The sequence below is a fragment of the Solibacillus sp. FSL W8-0474 genome (assembly GCF_038004065.1).
Lineage (GTDB): Bacteria > Bacillota > Bacilli > Bacillales_A > Planococcaceae > Solibacillus > Solibacillus faecavium.
Genome location: NZ_JBBOQJ010000001.1, coordinates 2,839,922 through 2,857,097, shown reverse-complemented (window position 1 = coordinate 2,857,097; position 17,176 = coordinate 2,839,922). Strand labels below are relative to the sequence as shown.

Below are 17,176 nucleotides of genomic sequence, written 5' to 3'. Positions count from 1 at the left end.
TTTACTTATTCAATTCATATTCTTCATGTACGTAACGACCTTCATGGCGCATACGTTTATAATTGTTTATACCTAAGCCGGCACCTAAAACGATAAATACAGCTGCAATGGCAAATCCAATGATATCAGGATATAAGATTATTGCATTAAGACCGAAGAAAATTAAAAATGCTGCAAGTGAAACACCTGCTTTTGCAGTATACCATTTTCGGCGAATAGGCAAAGTGGAGCGGAATTGCTTCGTTTTAAAATAAAAGTAAAATACAAGTGATGCTACAATACCAGCAACGAACAGAAAATTTAAATAGACCATAGTGAACCTCCTAGTAGCCAAACTACTAAATATTGTAACGATTTTTCTTGAAAAATGATATAGGTATTCACTATGTGCGAGGGGGAAATGTTGTGAAACGTCAAATAATTGACAAAATTAAACAATATGACACGATTATACTGCATCGTCATGTAAGGCCAGATCCAGATGCATATGGTTCTCAAATTGGCTTGGCAGAATTAATCCGTGCGAATTATCCGGAAAAAGAAGTATATACAGTCGGTGAACATGATCCGTCTTTATCGTTTTTAGCTTTCCCACAGCATATAGAAGATACGCAGTTTAATAATGCACTCATTATTGTGACTGATACAGCAAATACAGAGCGTATTGATGACGAACGCTATAAAAAGGGTAACTTTATTATTAAAATCGATCACCATCCAAATGACGATGCATACGGTGATTTACTGTGGGTGGATACTAATGCAAGCTCATGCAGTGAGATGGTTTATGAACTTTATGAAGAAGGCAGAGAATATGCCAATTGGCAAATGTCTGATGCAGCAGCACGTCTCTTATTTGCAGGCATTGTTGGAGATACGGGGCGTTTCTTATTCCCAAGTGCGAGTCCAAAAACATTTGAAACTGCAGGTCAACTAATCCAATATAATTTCGACCGCAATCAAGTGTTTGATGGTATGTACGAAATGGAACGCAAATTATTGAATCTTCAAGGTTATATATACCAGCATTTCGAAATGGATGAAAACGGAGCGGCTTCGATTAAATTGCCTACATCTGTTTTACAGCAATATGATGCAACACCTTCCGAAACATCTCTTTTAGTTGGCTCATTGGGAAATGTGAAAAATATTCGAGCATGGGTGATGTTTATCGAAGACAATGATACAATTCGTGTGCGTATACGTTCAAAAGGTCCGGTTATCAATGGACTGGCAAAAAAATATAATGGTGGAGGGCACCCATTGGCATCCGGTGCAACAGCCTATACTTGGGAAGAGGCAGATCAAGTAATTGAAGATTTAAAAGCTATTTGTAAAGAATATAAATAATATGTTGGAGGGATGAAGCGTGACTGTATATCCACAAATACGGACAAGTGCCGATTTATTAAAAAGTACAATTCGTCTTGAAGAGCTCATCCCTTTTTTACATCAACAAAAGGCAAAAAGCTGTGCAATCGTCAATACGAAATTGTACGGACTTTTGCCTTTTTGGTTTGAAATGAAAAGGGCTGGCATACACCCGGTAATTGGACTGACAGTACAGCTGGAATGGACGGAAGAACAGTCATTACCGATTATATTATACGCGAAAACAAATGAAGGCTATCAAAACTTATTGAAGATTTCCAGTAGTATTGCGATACGAACAGAACAGACAATTCCTTTAAGATGGCTGCTAGCCTATGGAAAAGGAATAGCCTTCATGATACCTGCGCTTGACTTACAAGGAAGATGGCTGCAGCAAACGGCAGAGAAAACAATGCTGGAGATTAAAAATGCATATTCAAATGAGCTGTATGTTGGAATTTCCCGTGGATCAAATGAAGCCCCTTATGAAAGACAAGCTGTAGAATTTGCAGTGAACAATGGGCTGCCTATTGTTGCAACGCATGAATCATTGTTTCTGAAAGAAGAGGACTTTTTTTCTTTTGAAGTAGCCCAGGCGATTGAAACGGGTGTGAAGCTCAATGAAGCAGCTAAAAGCAATAAAGAAGAAAGCTATGTATTAACTGCAGAGCAATGGCAAGAGAAATTCCATGATGAACCACAATGGCTTGTACAAATGGAAAATTTGTTAATGAGCTGTCAAGTTCAATTGACTACGGATGATGTATATATGCCGAAATATCCTCTTTCTGAAGGGGATACAGCAGAGAGTATATTGCAGCAGCAAGTAGTTGCTGGGCTGCAACGCAGACTAAATATGGAGACATTGCCGAATCTGTATTTGGAACGTATAAACTATGAGTTGGACGTCATTCAATCGATGGGTTATTCCGATTATTTTCTGATTGTTGCCGATTTTATGCGCTTTGCCAGAGAAGAAAACATATTAACAGGTCCTGGCCGAGGATCTTCTGCATCATCGCTTGTTGCCTATGCACTTGAAATTACACAAGTGGATTCTCTTCAATATGATTTACTATTCGAACGTTTTTTAAATCCTGAGCGTATTACATTACCGGATATCGATATTGATTTCTTGGATACGAGGCGTCATGAAGTAATTCAATATGTGGCGAAAAAATACGGGAAGCAGTATGTCGCGCAAATTATTACGTTTGGTACGCTATCGGCAAAAGCTGTTGCGCGGGATGTTGCCCGAATGTTCAATTTTGAAAGTGAAACATTGGAAATGATCTCTAAGCTTATCCCGAATAAACCTGGTATTACGTTACAGGAAGCGTATACGAAATCCGAAAATTTACGTTCATGGATAGCAGCAGAGCCAATCCGACATAAATGGTTTCAAACGTCATTACGCTTGGAAGGGCTACCTCGAAATGCTTCGACCCATGCGGCGGGTGTTGTTTTAAGCCCAGTCCCATTAGTCGATGTTGTTCCAATTGAAGAAGGGCATGATGGAATTTATTTAACACAATGGCCAATGCTTGAAGTTGAACAAACAGGATTGTTGAAAATTGATTTTTTAGGGTTGCGTAATTTAACGATTCTTGAACAAATTAGAAAATCCATTCAGTTTACACACGATATTCGACTGGATTTCAATCAAATCCCTCTTAATGATGGGAAGACGTTTGAACTGCTGCAGCACGGGGATACAGCTGGTATTTTCCAGCTTGAATCAGAAGGAATGAGAAATGCTTTACGGGAAATAAAACCAACGCACTTTTTAGATATTGTTGCGGTAAATGCATTATATAGACCAGGTCCAATGGAATTTATACCGCTTTATGCAAGAAGGAAGCATAAAAAAGAGCAGGTAATGATGCCGCATCGGGATTTAAAGCCAATTTTGGAAGAGACACATGGGGTTATCATTTATCAAGAACAAATTATGCGTATAGCCAATGTAATGGCAGGATTTTCATTTGGACAGGCAGATTTGCTTCGTCGTGCTGTAAGTAAAAAGAAGCGTGATGTGTTGGAACAGCAGCGCGCCTCTTTCGTGCAAGGTGCATTGGCGAAAGGCTATACAGAGCAAGTGGCAGAAGAGGTATATGCATTAATTGTACGCTTTGCCGATTATGGTTTCCCAAAAAGCCATGCAGTCGCATATAGTATCATTTCGTATCACATGGCATATTTGAAAGCAAATTACCCTGTTAATTTCTATGCAGCCCTTCTTACAAATGCAACGGGCAATTCAGATAAACTAGCACAAATTTTAATGGAGGCAAAAGCAAGGGGAATTGAAATTTTGCCGCCGTCGATTAATCGAAGTATGCGCCACTTTAAAGTAGAAGGTGGGAAGATCCGTTTTAGCTTTTCGGCGATTAAAGGAGTACCACAACCCTTTTTGCAAAAGTTGCTAACTGCCCGTGAAGAAAGACAAAAGCCGTTCGAATCCATATTTGATTTAGCGGTTACCATGACGACAGCGAATTTCACCCGTAAAATTATCGAACCGTTGATTAAGGCAGGGGCACTTGATGAATTTGGAAAAGATCGCGCAACCTTACTTGCCACAATTGAAGGGGCACAAAAACAGGCTGATTTTGTGCGGCCTGGTGGAGATGATTTATTTGAAGGCGCCTTACTTGCATTTGGAAAGCCGAAATACAACGAAACATCACCGATCCCTGAAAAAATTAAGCTGCAATACGAAAAAGAAGTACTCGGTTTTTATTTATCCGATCATCCAATTGTAAAAGTACGCAAACATTTCCCGGAGGTTACAGCGACAGTCCAAACTTTATCCCAGTTGAAAGATAATACTTACGTAAAAATGATTGGCCAAGTTCAGGAAATTCGTCAGCTCCGTACGAAGCGAGGAGAACTGATGGCATTTGTCCAATTAGAAGATGAATATGGAGCGGTCTCTTTAACACTTTTTCCAAAAGAATACGAGAAAGTTGTTGGTAAATTACAGGAGGATACTTTGCTTTATATTGAAGGGTTTTTCGAACATCGTTTTAATAAGTCCCAAATAAAAATTAAGGATATTATTATAAAATAAATAGTATTATAGAGCGTTTCTAATAAAATTAGAAACGCTCTTTTTATATTACTTCATCAAATTTTATCGAAAAAACATAAAAATAGTTATATATTCGCAAATTTTATTATATATAAGATTATAGTTTTATAATTTCCCTTTACAACTTCAAAAACATTTTGTATCCTTACTTTATAAACTGGTCTGACCACTTTTGATAAATTATAGAATGTTGGACTCGATGAGGTGAAAAGCGTGGAAGAAAAGCCCGCAAAAAAAAGATTCATACAAATTGTAAAGCAGTTGCATGATTTAATAGCTGAACAAAACATTCAGGAAGGGCAAAAGCTACCTTCAGAAAGAGTGTTAAGTGAACAGCTCCAAGTGGGAAGATCTTCTGTCAGGGAAGCTTTACGTAGTTTGGAATTGTTAGGCTTAATAGAAACAAGACATGGCGGAGGTACTTATTTAGCCAGCATGAAGCAACATCAATTCGTTGAGATTGTTGGTTCATTTATTTTGCAGGATGAGAAATCTATAGCTGATGTTCATGCGACAAGACAAATGCATGAAAAAGAAGCCATTCGCATCATTTGTCAGTCTCCTGTTTTCTACGCATTACCGATTTGGGAAAGTTTTTTTGTGAAGCTGGAGCTTGGAGAAGCATTAAAGCGAGAAGATATACTTCGTGAATGTATTGTTATTTCCGGGAACCGTCTTTCATTAAAAATTTGGCTGCAGCTTCTTGCGTTTAGCGATAAACTGCTTGCGACTGATATAACTGCCGAAGAGAAAAGGGAAGTAAAGACTTTACTAGCTTCTATGCAGATGGGGTATTCACAGGAAGCACTTGATGCATACGAAAACTGGATGGCCATTATAAAATAAACATTTTCAGATCAATTCAAAGGGGGATTACGATGTCAATTCGTGATTTATTTACAATTAGCCGCAAAAAAAATACAGATAATATAACAAAAAGAGAAGATGAAAAGGCCTTTCCAGAAGGCATCGTTACAAAATGTCCAAAATGTAAAATGATTCATGTAACAAAGGAAATAGAGAAGAACCTGAAAGTATGTACGAAATGCCAGCATCATTTCAGCTTAACAGCAGATGAAAGAATTGCCTGCTTTTTAGATAAAGGTTCATTTGTGTCGATGGATGATCATCTACAAACGACTAATCCTTTAAATTTCCCGGCTTATGTGGAAAAGATAGAGATCGACATAAAGAAAACAGGTTTGAATGAAGCAGTTTTAACAGGGGTAGGCGCATTAAAAGGAATGCAGGTCGTTGTTGCAGTAATGGATTCACATTTCCGTATGGGATCGATGGGGTCTGTTGTAGGGGAAAAAATCACTCGAGCTGTGGAGAAGGCAACAGAACTAAGGGTGCCATTTATTATTTTTACTGCTAGTGGTGGAGCTCGTATGCAAGAAGGCGTACTATCTTTAATGCAAATGGCGAAAACGAGCGTTGCATTAAAACGCCATAGCGAAGAAGGCTTACTTTATATTTCTGTTATGACACATCCTACAACAGGAGGCGTTTCTGCAAGTTTCGCATCGATTGGGGATTATAATATTGCCGAACCTCAAAGCTTAATTGGCTTTGCTGGACGTCGTGTTATCGAGCAGACGGTACGGGAAAAGTTGCCTGATGATTTCCAAACGGCAGAGTTTTTGTTGGACCATGGTCAACTTGATGCCATTTTTAATCGATTGGAAATGCGAGATAAAATTGCAACAATTGTAAAGTTACATGTACAAGGAGGCGTAACCCATGTCTAAATTAATGGCATTTGAAGAACCTGTAGTGAAGCTTCGGGAAAAAATTGTAGAATTAAAAACAATTGCTACTGAAGCGGAAGTCGATATGAGCGGTGAAATTGAGAAGTTGGAAACGAGATTGCAGGAGTTGGAAAAAAACGTTTACGCAAATATGGAGCCGTGGGACCGGGTGCAAGTAGCCAGACATGCGGAACGACCGACTACGCTTGAATATATTGAACGAATATTTGATGATTTCATTGAGCTGCATGGGGATCGTACGTTTAAGGATGATGCAGCAATTGTAGGAGGGATTGCCTCATTTAATGGGCAGGCAATAACGATTATAGGTCACCAACGCGGGAAAACGACGAAAGAGAATATTCGACGTAATTTCGGGATGCCACACCCGGAAGGATACCGTAAAGCATTACGACTGATGAAGCAAGCGGAGAAATTTAATCGTCCCATTATTTGTTTTATTGATACGAAAGGTGCTTACCCAGGTAAAGCAGCTGAAGAGCGCGGCCAAAGTGAAGCGATTGCACGCAACTTGTTTGAAATGGCGGGTATCCGGGTACCGATTATTAGCGTTGTTATAGGAGAAGGCGGTAGTGGTGGCGCACTTGCATTAGGAGTAGCAAACAAAATATTAATGCTTGAAAATGCGACCTACTCAGTTATCTCGCCAGAAGGAGCGGCATCGATTTTATGGAAAGATGCAAGCTATGCTAAACAGGCAGCAGAAGCTATGAAAATTACAGCCCTTGATTTAAAGCAGCTTGAAATAATCGATGGGATTATTCCGGAAGTTGCCGGTGGAGCGCATAAAGATAAGGAACAGCAAGCTATAATAATGAAAGAATACATTACAAATACGTTAAACGATTTAAATAAAGAAAGTGCAGAGCAATTAGTTGAGAATCGTTATACAAAATTTAAGAATATTGGTCAGTTTATTGAACAATAATATTGTTTAACTAATGATTGAAAAGCGAAGAATGCGTGAAAGCGCATTCTTTCGTTATTTTCAAATGCTTTGCATTTTTGTTTTCTAGAATAGTTACATATAAGTGGTTTTTCTGTTAATGTGGATAGTAACAGTCGTAATAGGAGGAAAGGTCGTATGAAGAAAATTGCGGTTTTAACGAGTGGTGGAGATGCACCGGGTATGAATGCTGCTATTAGGGCAGTTGTTCGTAAAGCACGTTTTCACGGAGTAGACGTTGTCGGAGTTTACCATGGCTACGAAGGCCTTTATAATGGCAAATTTGAGCTTTTAGATATAGGCTCTGTTGGCGATATTATACAACGAGGCGGTACGAAATTATACTCTGCACGTTTCCCTGAATTTAAACAGGACGAGTTCCAATATAAAGCAATCGAGCTTATGAAAGAAGAAGGTATAGAAGGCTTAGTAGTGATTGGTGGAGATGGCTCTTATCGTGGTGCAATGCAATTAACTGAAAAAGGGTTCCCTTGTGTCGGCATACCGGGAACAATTGACAATGACGTACCTGGAACAGAATATACGATTGGCTTTGATACCGCATTAAATACAGTTGTTGATTCTATTGACAAAATTCGTGATACTGCAACAAGCCATGAAAATACATTTGTTATTGAAGTAATGGGTCGTGATGCGGGTGATATTGCATTGTGGTCAGGTTTAGCAGCAGGCGCCGAATCTATTTTAATTCCTGAAGAGTCATTTGAAATAGAGGATATTGTAACCCGCCTTGAACGAGGGGCAGCACGTGGTAAGCGACATAGTATAATTATTGTAGCTGAAGGTGTAATGAATGGTCATAAGCTGGCAAAACAACTGGAGGATCGTACAGGTGTAAAAATACGTACATCTGTTTTAGGTCATATACAACGCGGTGGTTCTCCATCTGCCCGTGACCGTGTGTTAGCAGGCAGATTCGGTGCAAGAGCGGTTGAGCTATTATTGGAAAATAAAGGCGGAAGAGCAGTTGGCGTGAAAAATCATGAAGTAATAGATTATGATTTAAGGGAAGCATTTGAAACAAAGCACAAGGCAGATTTGAGTTTGTATACATTATCAAAAGAACTTTCAATTTAAAGTGCATAAAACGGAGATGACGAAACTATGAGAAAAACTAAAATTGTTTGTACGATTGGACCAGCAAGTGAATCACCAGAAATGTTAGATAAGTTAATCGAAGCAGGTATGAATGTAGCTCGCTTGAACTTTTCACATGGAAACCATGAAGAACATGCTGCTCGTATTGCAGCTATTCGCGATGCATCTGAACGCAAGAAACAACCGGTAGGAATATTATTGGATACAAAAGGTCCGGAAATTAGAACACATTCGATGGAAAACGGAGAGCTTCACCTAGTTTCAGGACAAGTTATCGATATTTCAATGACAGAAGTGTTGGGGAATGAATCACGCTTCTCGGTGACTTATGACCAGTTAATAGAAGACGTTGACCAAAATGATAAAATTTTATTAGATGACGGTTTAATTGAATTGCGTGTGTTGGCTAAAGACTTGGAACAAGGATTAATCCATACAATCGTTGAAAACGCCGGCGTTTTGAAAAATAAAAAAGGTGTTAACGTACCGGGCGTATCTGTCAAATTACCAGGTATTACGGATAAAGATGCAGCCGATATTCTATTTGGTATTGACCAAGGTATTGATTTTATCGCTGCTTCATTCGTACGTACAGCGAAGGATGTTCTGGAAATCCGTGAGTTACTGGAACAAAATGAAGGAAGCCATATTCAAATCATTCCTAAAATAGAAAACCAGGAAGGCGTAGATAATATTGATGAAATTATCGAAGTTTCTGATGGTTTAATGGTAGCGCGTGGGGATCTGGGTGTAGAAATTCCAGCAGAAGAAGTACCGTTAGTACAAAAATCATTAATTCGTAAATGTAACCAAGTGGGTAAACCTGTAATAACGGCTACTCAAATGCTAGATTCTATGCAACGTAATCCTCGTCCTACTCGTGCTGAAGCATCCGATGTTGCCAATGCAATCATGGATGGTACAGATGCAATTATGCTTTCAGGAGAAACGGCAGCAGGTTTATATCCTGTAGAGTCGGTAGCAACGATGAACAAAATTGCTAACCGTACAGAAAATGCGCTGGATTACCGAGCAATTGTAACACAACGTAGTCGCGAAAAAGAAGCGAACATGACGGAAGCTATTTCTCAAGCTGTTGCCTACACATCAATTAATCTTGGTGTAAAAGCTGTATTAGCTCCAACAGAAAGTGGAAATACTGCTAAAATGATTGCAAAATACCGTCCGGGTGTATCCATTATTGCTGTAACAAGCCAACCTTCGACAGCTCAAAAATTAACGTTAGTTTGGGGTGTAAGACCAATTTTAACGCAACGTGTTTCCACAACAGATGAAATTTTGGAGCTTTCTGTAGACGAAGCATTGCAATATGAATATGTTAGCCATGGAGATGTAGTTGTCATTACAGCAGGTGTTCCAGTTGGAGAAGCTGGTACAACAAACTTAATGAAAGTCCACGTAATTGGGGACCTATTGGCTCGTGGGCAAGGTATTGGGAGATCTTCTGTAGTCGGTAAGGCAATTGTCGCAAAAAATGCAGGCGAAGCTTTAACTTATGATACAGAAGGTGCAATCATTGTAACAGTTGGTTCAGACCGTGAAATGATGCCAGCAATAGAAAACTGTGCAGGTATTATTACAGAAGAAGGCGGCTTAACATCGCACGCAGCTGTAGTTGGTCTAAGCCTGGGAATTCCAGTAATTGTTGGCGTGAAAGAAGCTACTTCGTTAATTCGCCATGGTCAGGAAATTACTATGGATGCTGAAACAGGTGTTATTTACAAAGGACATGCAAGCGTTCTGTAATAAAATGAATGAAAGCTACTCTGATAAGTGTAAACTTGCAGAAGTAGCTTTTATTTTGAAACTTTTTCACTCCTTAAACGTATTAAATAGTAGAAGAGGGGGCTTTTTTAATGAAGAAATTTTTATTTGGATTACTCGCACTTGTATTCGCTGAAATTGCCTTGTTTATCGTAATTGGGAAAGCAATCGGTGTTTTATATACTTTACTTTTGATTATTTCCACTTCTATAGTTGGACTGCTTATTGCAAAACAACGTGGAACAAAATCTGTACAGGATATTCAGAAAAGTTTGCAGCAAGGACAACCTCCTGCAGTTGCGATGATTGAAACATTCATGATTTTTATAGGTGGTGCCTTATTAGCATTACCAGGGTTTATTACAGATATTATTGGTTTGCTTTTCATATTGGGCATTACAAGAAAGTTATTTAAACCTGTAATTTTCTATTTTTTACGCAAAAGAATGAAAAAAGGACAGGTTGTCATCTTGCAAAGGTAGGATGCTGCTTTAATTTAATAGCAATCATCAAAAGTATTGGGCTGACGATAATTCCATAAAAACCAAATAATAAGACTGAGGCAGCGCTGATTAAAAATGTGTGGATCATACGTAAATGCAATGTATGTGACCAAAGCATCGATTCAGTTAGCTGTCTTATTGTTTGTACAATAAAGTAAATGCCTATAATAGTTGCTCCCATAAGTGGATTACTGATAATAAAATAATAGATGGCGACCGGTATTAAGAAAATACCGATACCTAAAAAAGGCAAGCAGTCTGCTACAGCAATTAAAAATGCTTTTATAATAAATGATTCAAAATTTAAAAAGTAAAAAGAGCCACAAAGAAGCAAAAAAGTTATAGTAAATAACTGCAATTCTACCACGATAAAGCTTCCAATAAGCTCCATGCCTTTTTGGAAATACCGTGACCAGGCATCCCGATATGCTTTAGGAATATAAGCAAAAAACCAGAGCCTACTTTTATAGCTTTCAAATAAAGCAAAATAAAATGTTACAACGAATATAAAAAATTCAAACAACGATTGAAAACTATTCTTCAGCATAGTAACAATCAAAAATAAAAATTCATTTAAAAAATTTTGAAGTTTTTCTATAATAAACGGAAGCAGGGGATGTTTAATATAATTGTCCTCCAAAGATAGAAGTGTTGATTGGATTACAGGTAGTAATGTTATGAAGCTATGGATAAGCAATAAAATAATAGATACAACTACTGCAAATATTAAAACAGATAAAATAATTACGACAAGAAAAAACGGTAGTTTAAACTGTTCCTTAAAAAAGAGGAAAACAGGAAATAATAAATAAGCAAAAAATAGTCCGAAAATTATAGGCGGTATGAAATAAAAAAGGATAAAATAAAGTAGAAGAATGATAATATTCCTACTTTTCACTAGCAATTGATTTGGTTTATTTGTATAATCCACTTATACCACTCCTAAATTATGCCATATATATCTCGTTGTTAACGATAAATTCTCTCTCATACGCTAAATCTATCATCTATGTTAATTTTTCTTAAAATCCGAGTAATTCATTCACAAAGACGTCAAAATTTATTATAATGAAATATGTAAGCGATTTACTTATAGGTTCAACTGAGCAGAACGATATGAGTGTGCCTCTTTTTAATAGACTGAAAAGAAAGCACTTACAAAATTAATTTATTAAGTGAAGGAGCGATTTTTATGTCAGCAACTAAAGGTTTAGAAGGTATCGTAGCAGCAGAATCAAAAATTTCTTCAATTATCGATGATACACTTACATACGTAGGGTATGGAATCGACGATCTTACTAACAATGCAACTTTTGAAGAAGTAGTATTCTTATTATGGAACACACGTTTACCAAACGCTGAAGAATTAGCTAACTTAAAACAAGAATTAGCTAACAACATGGATATCCCGGCGGCAATTACAGATTTATTCAAATCTATGCCATTAAACACAGTACACCCAATGGCTGCATTACGTACAGCTGTATCAATGCTTGGTGCATTTGATGAAGAAGCAGACGTTATGGATGCGGAAGCTAACTACCGTAAAGCGATCCGTTTACAAGCAAAAATTGGTACAGTAGTAACTACTTTTGCACGTGTACGTCAAGGTAAAGAACCAGTTGCTCCAAAACCAGAATTAGGTTATGCAGCAAACTTCTTATATATGCTGAAAGGTGAAGAACCAGCAGCAATCGAAATTGAAGCATTCGATAAAGCGTTAATTTTACACGCTGACCACGAATTAAATGCTTCTACATTCACAGCTCGTGTATGTGTTGCTACATTATCTGATGTATACTCAGGTGTAACTTCAGCAATCGGCGCATTAAAAGGTCCATTACATGGCGGTGCGAACGAACAAGTTATGAAAATGTTAACTGAAATCGGTTCTATCGATAAAGTTGAATCTTGGGTACAAAACAAATTAGATAATAAAGAAAAAATCATGGGCTTCGGTCACCGCGTATACCGTGGTGGAGACCCACGTGCACCTCACTTACGTGTAATGTCTGAAAAGTTAACTAAGTTAACTGGTAAACCAGAATTATATGATATGTCAGTTAAGATTCACGATATGATTGTTGAACAAAAGAAATTACCTGCAAACGTAGACTTCTTCTCAGCATCAGTATATGATTCTTTAGGTATCGAGCATGACTTATTCACACCAATCTTTGCAGTTTCTCGTACTTCAGGTTGGGTAGCGCACATTTTAGAACAGTATGCAAACAACCGCTTAATCCGTCCTCGTGCGGAATATGTTGGTCCAGATATGCAAAAATACGTACCAATTAACGAGCGCTAATCAAAAAAGTATGTTAAAATATCTAGGACTGTGAATTGACACAGTCCTAGATTTATGATTATTAGGAGGCAAATTTCCAATGACTAACAAAATCGTAGTAGAAAACGGTTCTTTAATCGTTCCAAACAATCCAGTAATCCCTTTCATCGAGGGTGACGGTATCGGTCCAGATATCTGGGCAGCAGCATCTCGCGTAATCGACGCAGCTGTAGAAAAAGCTTATAACGGTGAAAAGAAAATCGAATGGTTAGAAGTTTTAGCTGGTGAAAAAGCATTCAACCAAACTGGTGAATGGTTACCAAAAGAAACTTTAGAAAAAATTAACGAATACTTAATCGCTATTAAAGGTCCTTTAACAACTCCAATCGGTGGCGGTATCCGTTCACTTAACGTAGCATTACGTCAAGAGTTAGACCTATATGTATGCTTACGTCCAGTTCGTCACTTCGACGGTGTACCTTCACCAGTTAAACGTCCAGAAGACGTAAACATGGTAATCTTCCGTGAAAACACTGAAGATATCTATGCTGGTATCGAGTACAAAGCTGGTTCTGACGAGCAAAAGAAATTATTAGCATTCTTACAAAACGAACTAGGTGTTAAAAACATCCGTTTCCCAGAAACTTCTGGTTTAGGTATCAAACCTGTATCTAAAGAAGGTACTGAGCGTTTAGTACGTTCTGCTATCGAGTATGCTATCCAACACAACAAACCATCTGTAACTTTAGTACACAAAGGTAACATCATGAAGTTCACTGAAGGTGGATTCAAACAATGGGGTTACGATGTAGCTGAAGCTGAATTCGGCGACAAAGTATTCACTTGGAACCAATACGATGCAATTAAAGCTGAAAAAGGTGAAGCTGCTGCTAACGAAGCACAAACTGCTGCATTAGCTGCTGGTAAAATCTTAATTAAAGATTCTATCGCTGATATCTTCTTACAACAAATTTTAACTCGTCCAAATGAGTTCGACGTAGTAGCTACTATGAACTTAAATGGTGACTACATCTCTGACGCATTAGCTGCTCAAGTTGGTGGTATTGGTATCGCTCCAGGCGCTAACATTAACTACTTAACTGGACACGCTATTTTCGAAGCTACTCACGGTACTGCACCTAAGTATGCTGGTCAAGATAAAGTAAACCCATCTTCAGTATTATTATCAGGCGTATTAATGCTTGAGCACTTAGGATGGCAAGAAGCTGCGGACTTAATTACAAATTCTGTAGAGAAAACAATCTCTTCTAAATATGTAACTTATGACTTCGCACGTTTAATGGATGGCGCTACAGAAGTTAAATGTTCTGAATTCGCTACAAAATTAATCGAAAACTTCTAATTAAAGCTTAATTTTTTACCTTTATATGTGAAATTATGAACAAATTGTTTAGTAATGAATAATATTAACTTTATAATTTCAGATTTGTAGAGGTAATTATTGACTTTATAAGTTATTCGTTCCAAAATTAATAGTAGTTACAAAAGGGAGAGAGCGTAATGTTTTCTCCCTTTTTTGTACATATTTTTATGATGCTAAGATTATTATTCTAAAGGAGCGATTCATAATGACACTTAAACGCAAAAAAATCTCAGTAATTGGTAGTGGATTTACCGGAGCAACAGCAGCATTTTTAGCTGCACAAAAAGAATTAGGCGATATAGTAATTGTAGATCTTCCAGCAGCTGAAAATCCCACAAAGGGAAAAGCATTGGATATGTGGGAAGCAGCGCCTGTTCAAGGATTTGATTCATATGTGACAGGTACATCATCTTATGAGGATACAGCTAACTCGGATATCGTTTTAGTTACTGCAGGTGTTGCGCGTAAGCCGGGTATGAGTCGTGATGATTTAGTTCAAATTAATCAAGGTGTAATGAAAACTGTAGCAAAGGAAATTGCGAGCACTTCTCCAAATGCAATCATCATCGTTTTAACAAATCCTGTAGATGCGATGACTTATACAGTGTTTAAAGAATCGGGATTCCCGAAAAATCGTGTCATCGGTCAATCGGGTGTATTGGACACAGCTCGTTTCCGTGCGTTCGTTGCAGAGGAATTAAATGTTTCGGTAAAAGACATTTCGTCTTTAGTATTAGGCGGTCATGGTGACACGATGGTTCCATTAACGCGATATGCTTCCATTGGAGGGGTACCTTTACATAGCTTGATTCCAGCGGATCGTTTAGAGGAAATAGTACAGCGTACACGTGTTGGTGGAGGAGAAATTGTTAACCTATTAGGAAACGGTTCTGCTTACTACGCACCAGCTGCCGCTATGGTGGAGATGGCGGAAGCGATTTTAAAGGATCAAAAACGCATTTTGCCAGCAATCGCCTACTTAGAAGGTGAATATGGTTATAATGGTATTTACTTAGGCGTACCAACATTATTAGGTGCCGATGGAATTGAAAAAATTTATGAGCTGGAACTGACAGATGATGAAAAAGCAGCGTTGGATCAGTCTGCGGATGCAGTTGTCGACGTTATGAAGGCATTAAAATAATATAAAGTAATAAGGGCTTTCGGTAGTTTATACCGAAGCCCTTAAATTTTTTATTGGTACACTGGATTCCATTTCAGTAATTTTTTCTCTAATAGTTTTGCAATAGAATCTGCAATTTTTCCTAAAATGGCATATAAAATAATTGCCAATACAACGATATCAAGTTGCATATATTCACGTGCATTCATTGACATATAACCGATACCTGAACTTGCCGCTACTGTTTCTGCAACTATCAAAGTAAGCCACATTATTCCTAATGAATAGCGAATACCGACTAATATCGATGGCATTGCTCCTAAAATAATTACTTTAAAAAAGAGCTTATACTTTGAAAGATTATATATTTTCCCCATTTCGATTAACCGCGGATCTACATTACGGATTCCATGGTACGTATTGACGTAAATCGGAAAAAATACACTTATCGCGACTAAAAAGATTTTTCCTTCTTCGCCTACACCAAACCAAATAATAACTAATGGAATGAGTGCCAAATTCGGAATGTTTCGCAGCATTTGAATAGTTGTATCCAAATACCGCTGTGCGAATGGAACAATCCCATTTAAAATACCGATAATAAAAGCAATACTTCCGCCAATCAGAAACCCGATTAAAGCACGCGTTGTACTAATTTGAAGATGTTCAAACAGAATACCTGAAGCTGCTTGTTGATAGCCTGCTGCTATTACATCGGAGGGGGCAGGTAATATTGTATTAGCAAGGATGCCTGTTTTATTCGATACTTCCCAAATGACAATAATTAAAATAGGAATGATCCACGGCTCAATCAAATGAATCCATTTTTTCTTCTTCATTTTTCTCACCTCTTATGGTTTCCAAATATAGTTTTCGAGATTTTCTATAAGGTCAGTCGTTAATTTAATTTCGTAAAGATCTTCGTTTAACCTTTGTAAATCTGCCTGTGCGGATTCATCCATATAGGTTGCGACTGATGAACGGCGGCCTAGGCTTGTTATCCAAACATCTGCTGTAATACCTGTATTTTCTTCAAGAATCTCCGCTGCCTCACTTGAATCATTATCAATGGCTTCCCCGACTTTTGTTAGCTCTTCAACATAAGCAATAACTGCATCTTCGTTCGATTTGATAAACTTGTCGGATGCATAGTAGAAACTGCGATGCTCCACAATGCCCTCTGCTGTAGTTAATATTTTATTGCCTTTACTTTCGGAAACTGTCATATACGGGTCCCAAATAACCCAAGCATCTACATCACCGTTTTCAAACGCAATATTCGCATCGGCAGGACTTAAAATTACGGATTGTACATCATCCAGTGTTAAGTTAACCGTTGCTAATGCGGAAACTAATAAATATTCTGAGATGGAGGCTTTATTATAAGCAACTTTTTTTCCTTTTAATTGTTCAATTGATTGGATGGCTTCATTATTTTTTACTAAAATACCTTCCATTTGGGGAGTTGAATTTTCGGCAGCTATGTACTTAAAATTCATCCCTTTTGATAATGCCATTACAGAAGGGGCATCGCTTGCATTTGCAAAATCGATGGCTCCAGAATTTAGTGCCTCGAGTATTGAACTGCCGGTATTAAATTCTGACCATTCGACTGAATAACCTAATTCCTTTAAACGTGATTCAAGTTCACCATTCGCTTTTAATAATAATGTTGTACCGTTTTTTTGGTAGCCGATTCGCACCTTTTTATTTTCTGCATTCGATGCTGAGCACCCGACTAAAATAATGGATAGCGTTAAGAGAAAAAAGATAGAGAATAGTTTTTTCATTT

The 17,176-nt window shown here is 37.8% G+C and carries 15 protein-coding genes; 11 read left to right on the top strand and 4 right to left on the bottom strand.

All coding sequences use genetic code 11. From position 1 onward, the window contains the following. Position 1: 1 nt before the first annotated feature. A complete protein-coding gene (locus NYE67_RS14405) occupies positions 2 to 313 on the bottom strand; it encodes a YtpI family protein (protein WP_191700574.1) in 312 nt (103 codons plus the stop codon). A gap of 92 nt (positions 314 to 405) precedes the next feature. Here NYE67_RS14405 and NYE67_RS14400 point away from each other — a divergent pair, with 92 nt between their 5' ends. From NYE67_RS14400 to NYE67_RS14365, 8 genes are all read left to right on the top strand, one after another. Continuing rightward, positions 406 to 1,350 (top strand): DHH family phosphoesterase, encoded by a 945-nt coding sequence (locus NYE67_RS14400; RefSeq protein ID WP_340730323.1) that lies wholly within the window; start codon positions 406 to 408, stop codon positions 1,348 to 1,350. 19 nt (positions 1,351 to 1,369) lie between these two features. Beyond that, positions 1,370 to 4,444 (top strand): DNA polymerase III subunit alpha, encoded by a 3,075-nt coding sequence (gene dnaE / locus NYE67_RS14395; RefSeq protein ID WP_340730322.1) that lies wholly within the window; start codon positions 1,370 to 1,372, stop codon positions 4,442 to 4,444. A gap of 234 nt (positions 4,445 to 4,678) precedes the next feature. Then, on the top strand, positions 4,679 to 5,311 hold the full coding sequence (locus NYE67_RS14390; RefSeq protein ID WP_340730321.1) for a FadR/GntR family transcriptional regulator: 633 nt from the start codon (positions 4,679 to 4,681) through the stop codon (positions 5,309 to 5,311). Positions 5,312 to 5,343: 32 nt separating this feature from the next. Beyond that, entirely contained in the window at positions 5,344 to 6,216 is an 873-nt protein-coding gene (gene accD / locus NYE67_RS14385) for an acetyl-CoA carboxylase, carboxyltransferase subunit beta (RefSeq protein ID WP_340730320.1), read from the top strand. Continuing rightward, positions 6,209 to 7,165 (top strand): acetyl-CoA carboxylase carboxyltransferase subunit alpha, encoded by a 957-nt coding sequence (locus NYE67_RS14380; RefSeq protein ID WP_340728671.1) that lies wholly within the window; start codon positions 6,209 to 6,211, stop codon positions 7,163 to 7,165. The genes accD and NYE67_RS14380 overlap by 8 nt, the downstream gene beginning before the upstream one ends. Positions 7,166 to 7,321: 156 nt before the next feature. Beyond that, positions 7,322 to 8,281: a 6-phosphofructokinase gene (gene pfkA, locus NYE67_RS14375; RefSeq protein WP_340730319.1), complete on the top strand. Its 960-nt coding sequence runs from the start codon at positions 7,322 to 7,324 to the stop codon at positions 8,279 to 8,281. A gap of 27 nt (positions 8,282 to 8,308) precedes the next feature. After that, positions 8,309 to 10,069, top strand: coding sequence for a pyruvate kinase (gene pyk / locus NYE67_RS14370; RefSeq protein ID WP_340728669.1), 1,761 nt, complete (start codon positions 8,309 to 8,311; stop codon positions 10,067 to 10,069). A gap of 110 nt (positions 10,070 to 10,179) precedes the next feature. Further along, on the top strand, positions 10,180 to 10,569 hold the full coding sequence (locus NYE67_RS14365) for an FxsA family protein (protein ID WP_340730318.1): 390 nt from the start codon (positions 10,180 to 10,182) through the stop codon (positions 10,567 to 10,569). Here NYE67_RS14365 and NYE67_RS14360 read toward each other — a convergent pair. Beyond that, positions 10,553 to 11,521 carry an AI-2E family transporter gene (locus NYE67_RS14360; protein WP_340730317.1) on the bottom strand — a complete coding sequence of 323 codons (969 nt, stop codon included), beginning with the start codon at positions 11,519 to 11,521 and terminating at the stop codon, positions 10,553 to 10,555. The two genes, NYE67_RS14365 and NYE67_RS14360, sit on opposite strands and share 17 nt — an antisense overlap. A 261-nt stretch (positions 11,522 to 11,782) precedes the next feature. Here NYE67_RS14360 and citZ point away from each other — a divergent pair, with 261 nt between their 5' ends. The 3 genes from citZ (at position 11,783) to mdh (ending at position 15,405) form a co-directional block, all read left to right on the top strand. After that, entirely contained in the window at positions 11,783 to 12,898 is a 1,116-nt protein-coding gene (citZ, locus tag NYE67_RS14355; protein ID WP_191700564.1) for a citrate synthase, read from the top strand. 79 nt (positions 12,899 to 12,977) lie between these two features. Further along, positions 12,978 to 14,240: an NADP-dependent isocitrate dehydrogenase gene (gene icd / locus NYE67_RS14350; protein WP_340728665.1), complete on the top strand. Its 1,263-nt coding sequence runs from the start codon at positions 12,978 to 12,980 to the stop codon at positions 14,238 to 14,240. A gap of 226 nt (positions 14,241 to 14,466) precedes the next feature. Further along, positions 14,467 to 15,405 (top strand): malate dehydrogenase, encoded by a 939-nt coding sequence (mdh, locus tag NYE67_RS14345; RefSeq protein WP_340730316.1) that lies wholly within the window; start codon positions 14,467 to 14,469, stop codon positions 15,403 to 15,405. A 50-nt stretch (positions 15,406 to 15,455) separates the two neighbouring features. On the opposite strand, the gene NYE67_RS14340 is transcribed toward mdh, so the two are convergent. Together NYE67_RS14340 and NYE67_RS14335 are read right to left on the bottom strand one after the other, a co-directional pair. After that, complete coding sequence (locus tag NYE67_RS14340; protein ID WP_340730315.1) at positions 15,456 to 16,223, bottom strand: ABC transporter permease subunit; 768 nt, start codon at positions 16,221 to 16,223, stop codon at positions 15,456 to 15,458. A gap of 12 nt (positions 16,224 to 16,235) precedes the next feature. Further along, positions 16,236 to 17,174: a sulfonate ABC transporter substrate-binding protein gene (locus NYE67_RS14335; protein WP_340730314.1), complete on the bottom strand. Its 939-nt coding sequence runs from the start codon at positions 17,172 to 17,174 to the stop codon at positions 16,236 to 16,238. Positions 17,175 to 17,176 lie beyond the last annotated feature (2 nt).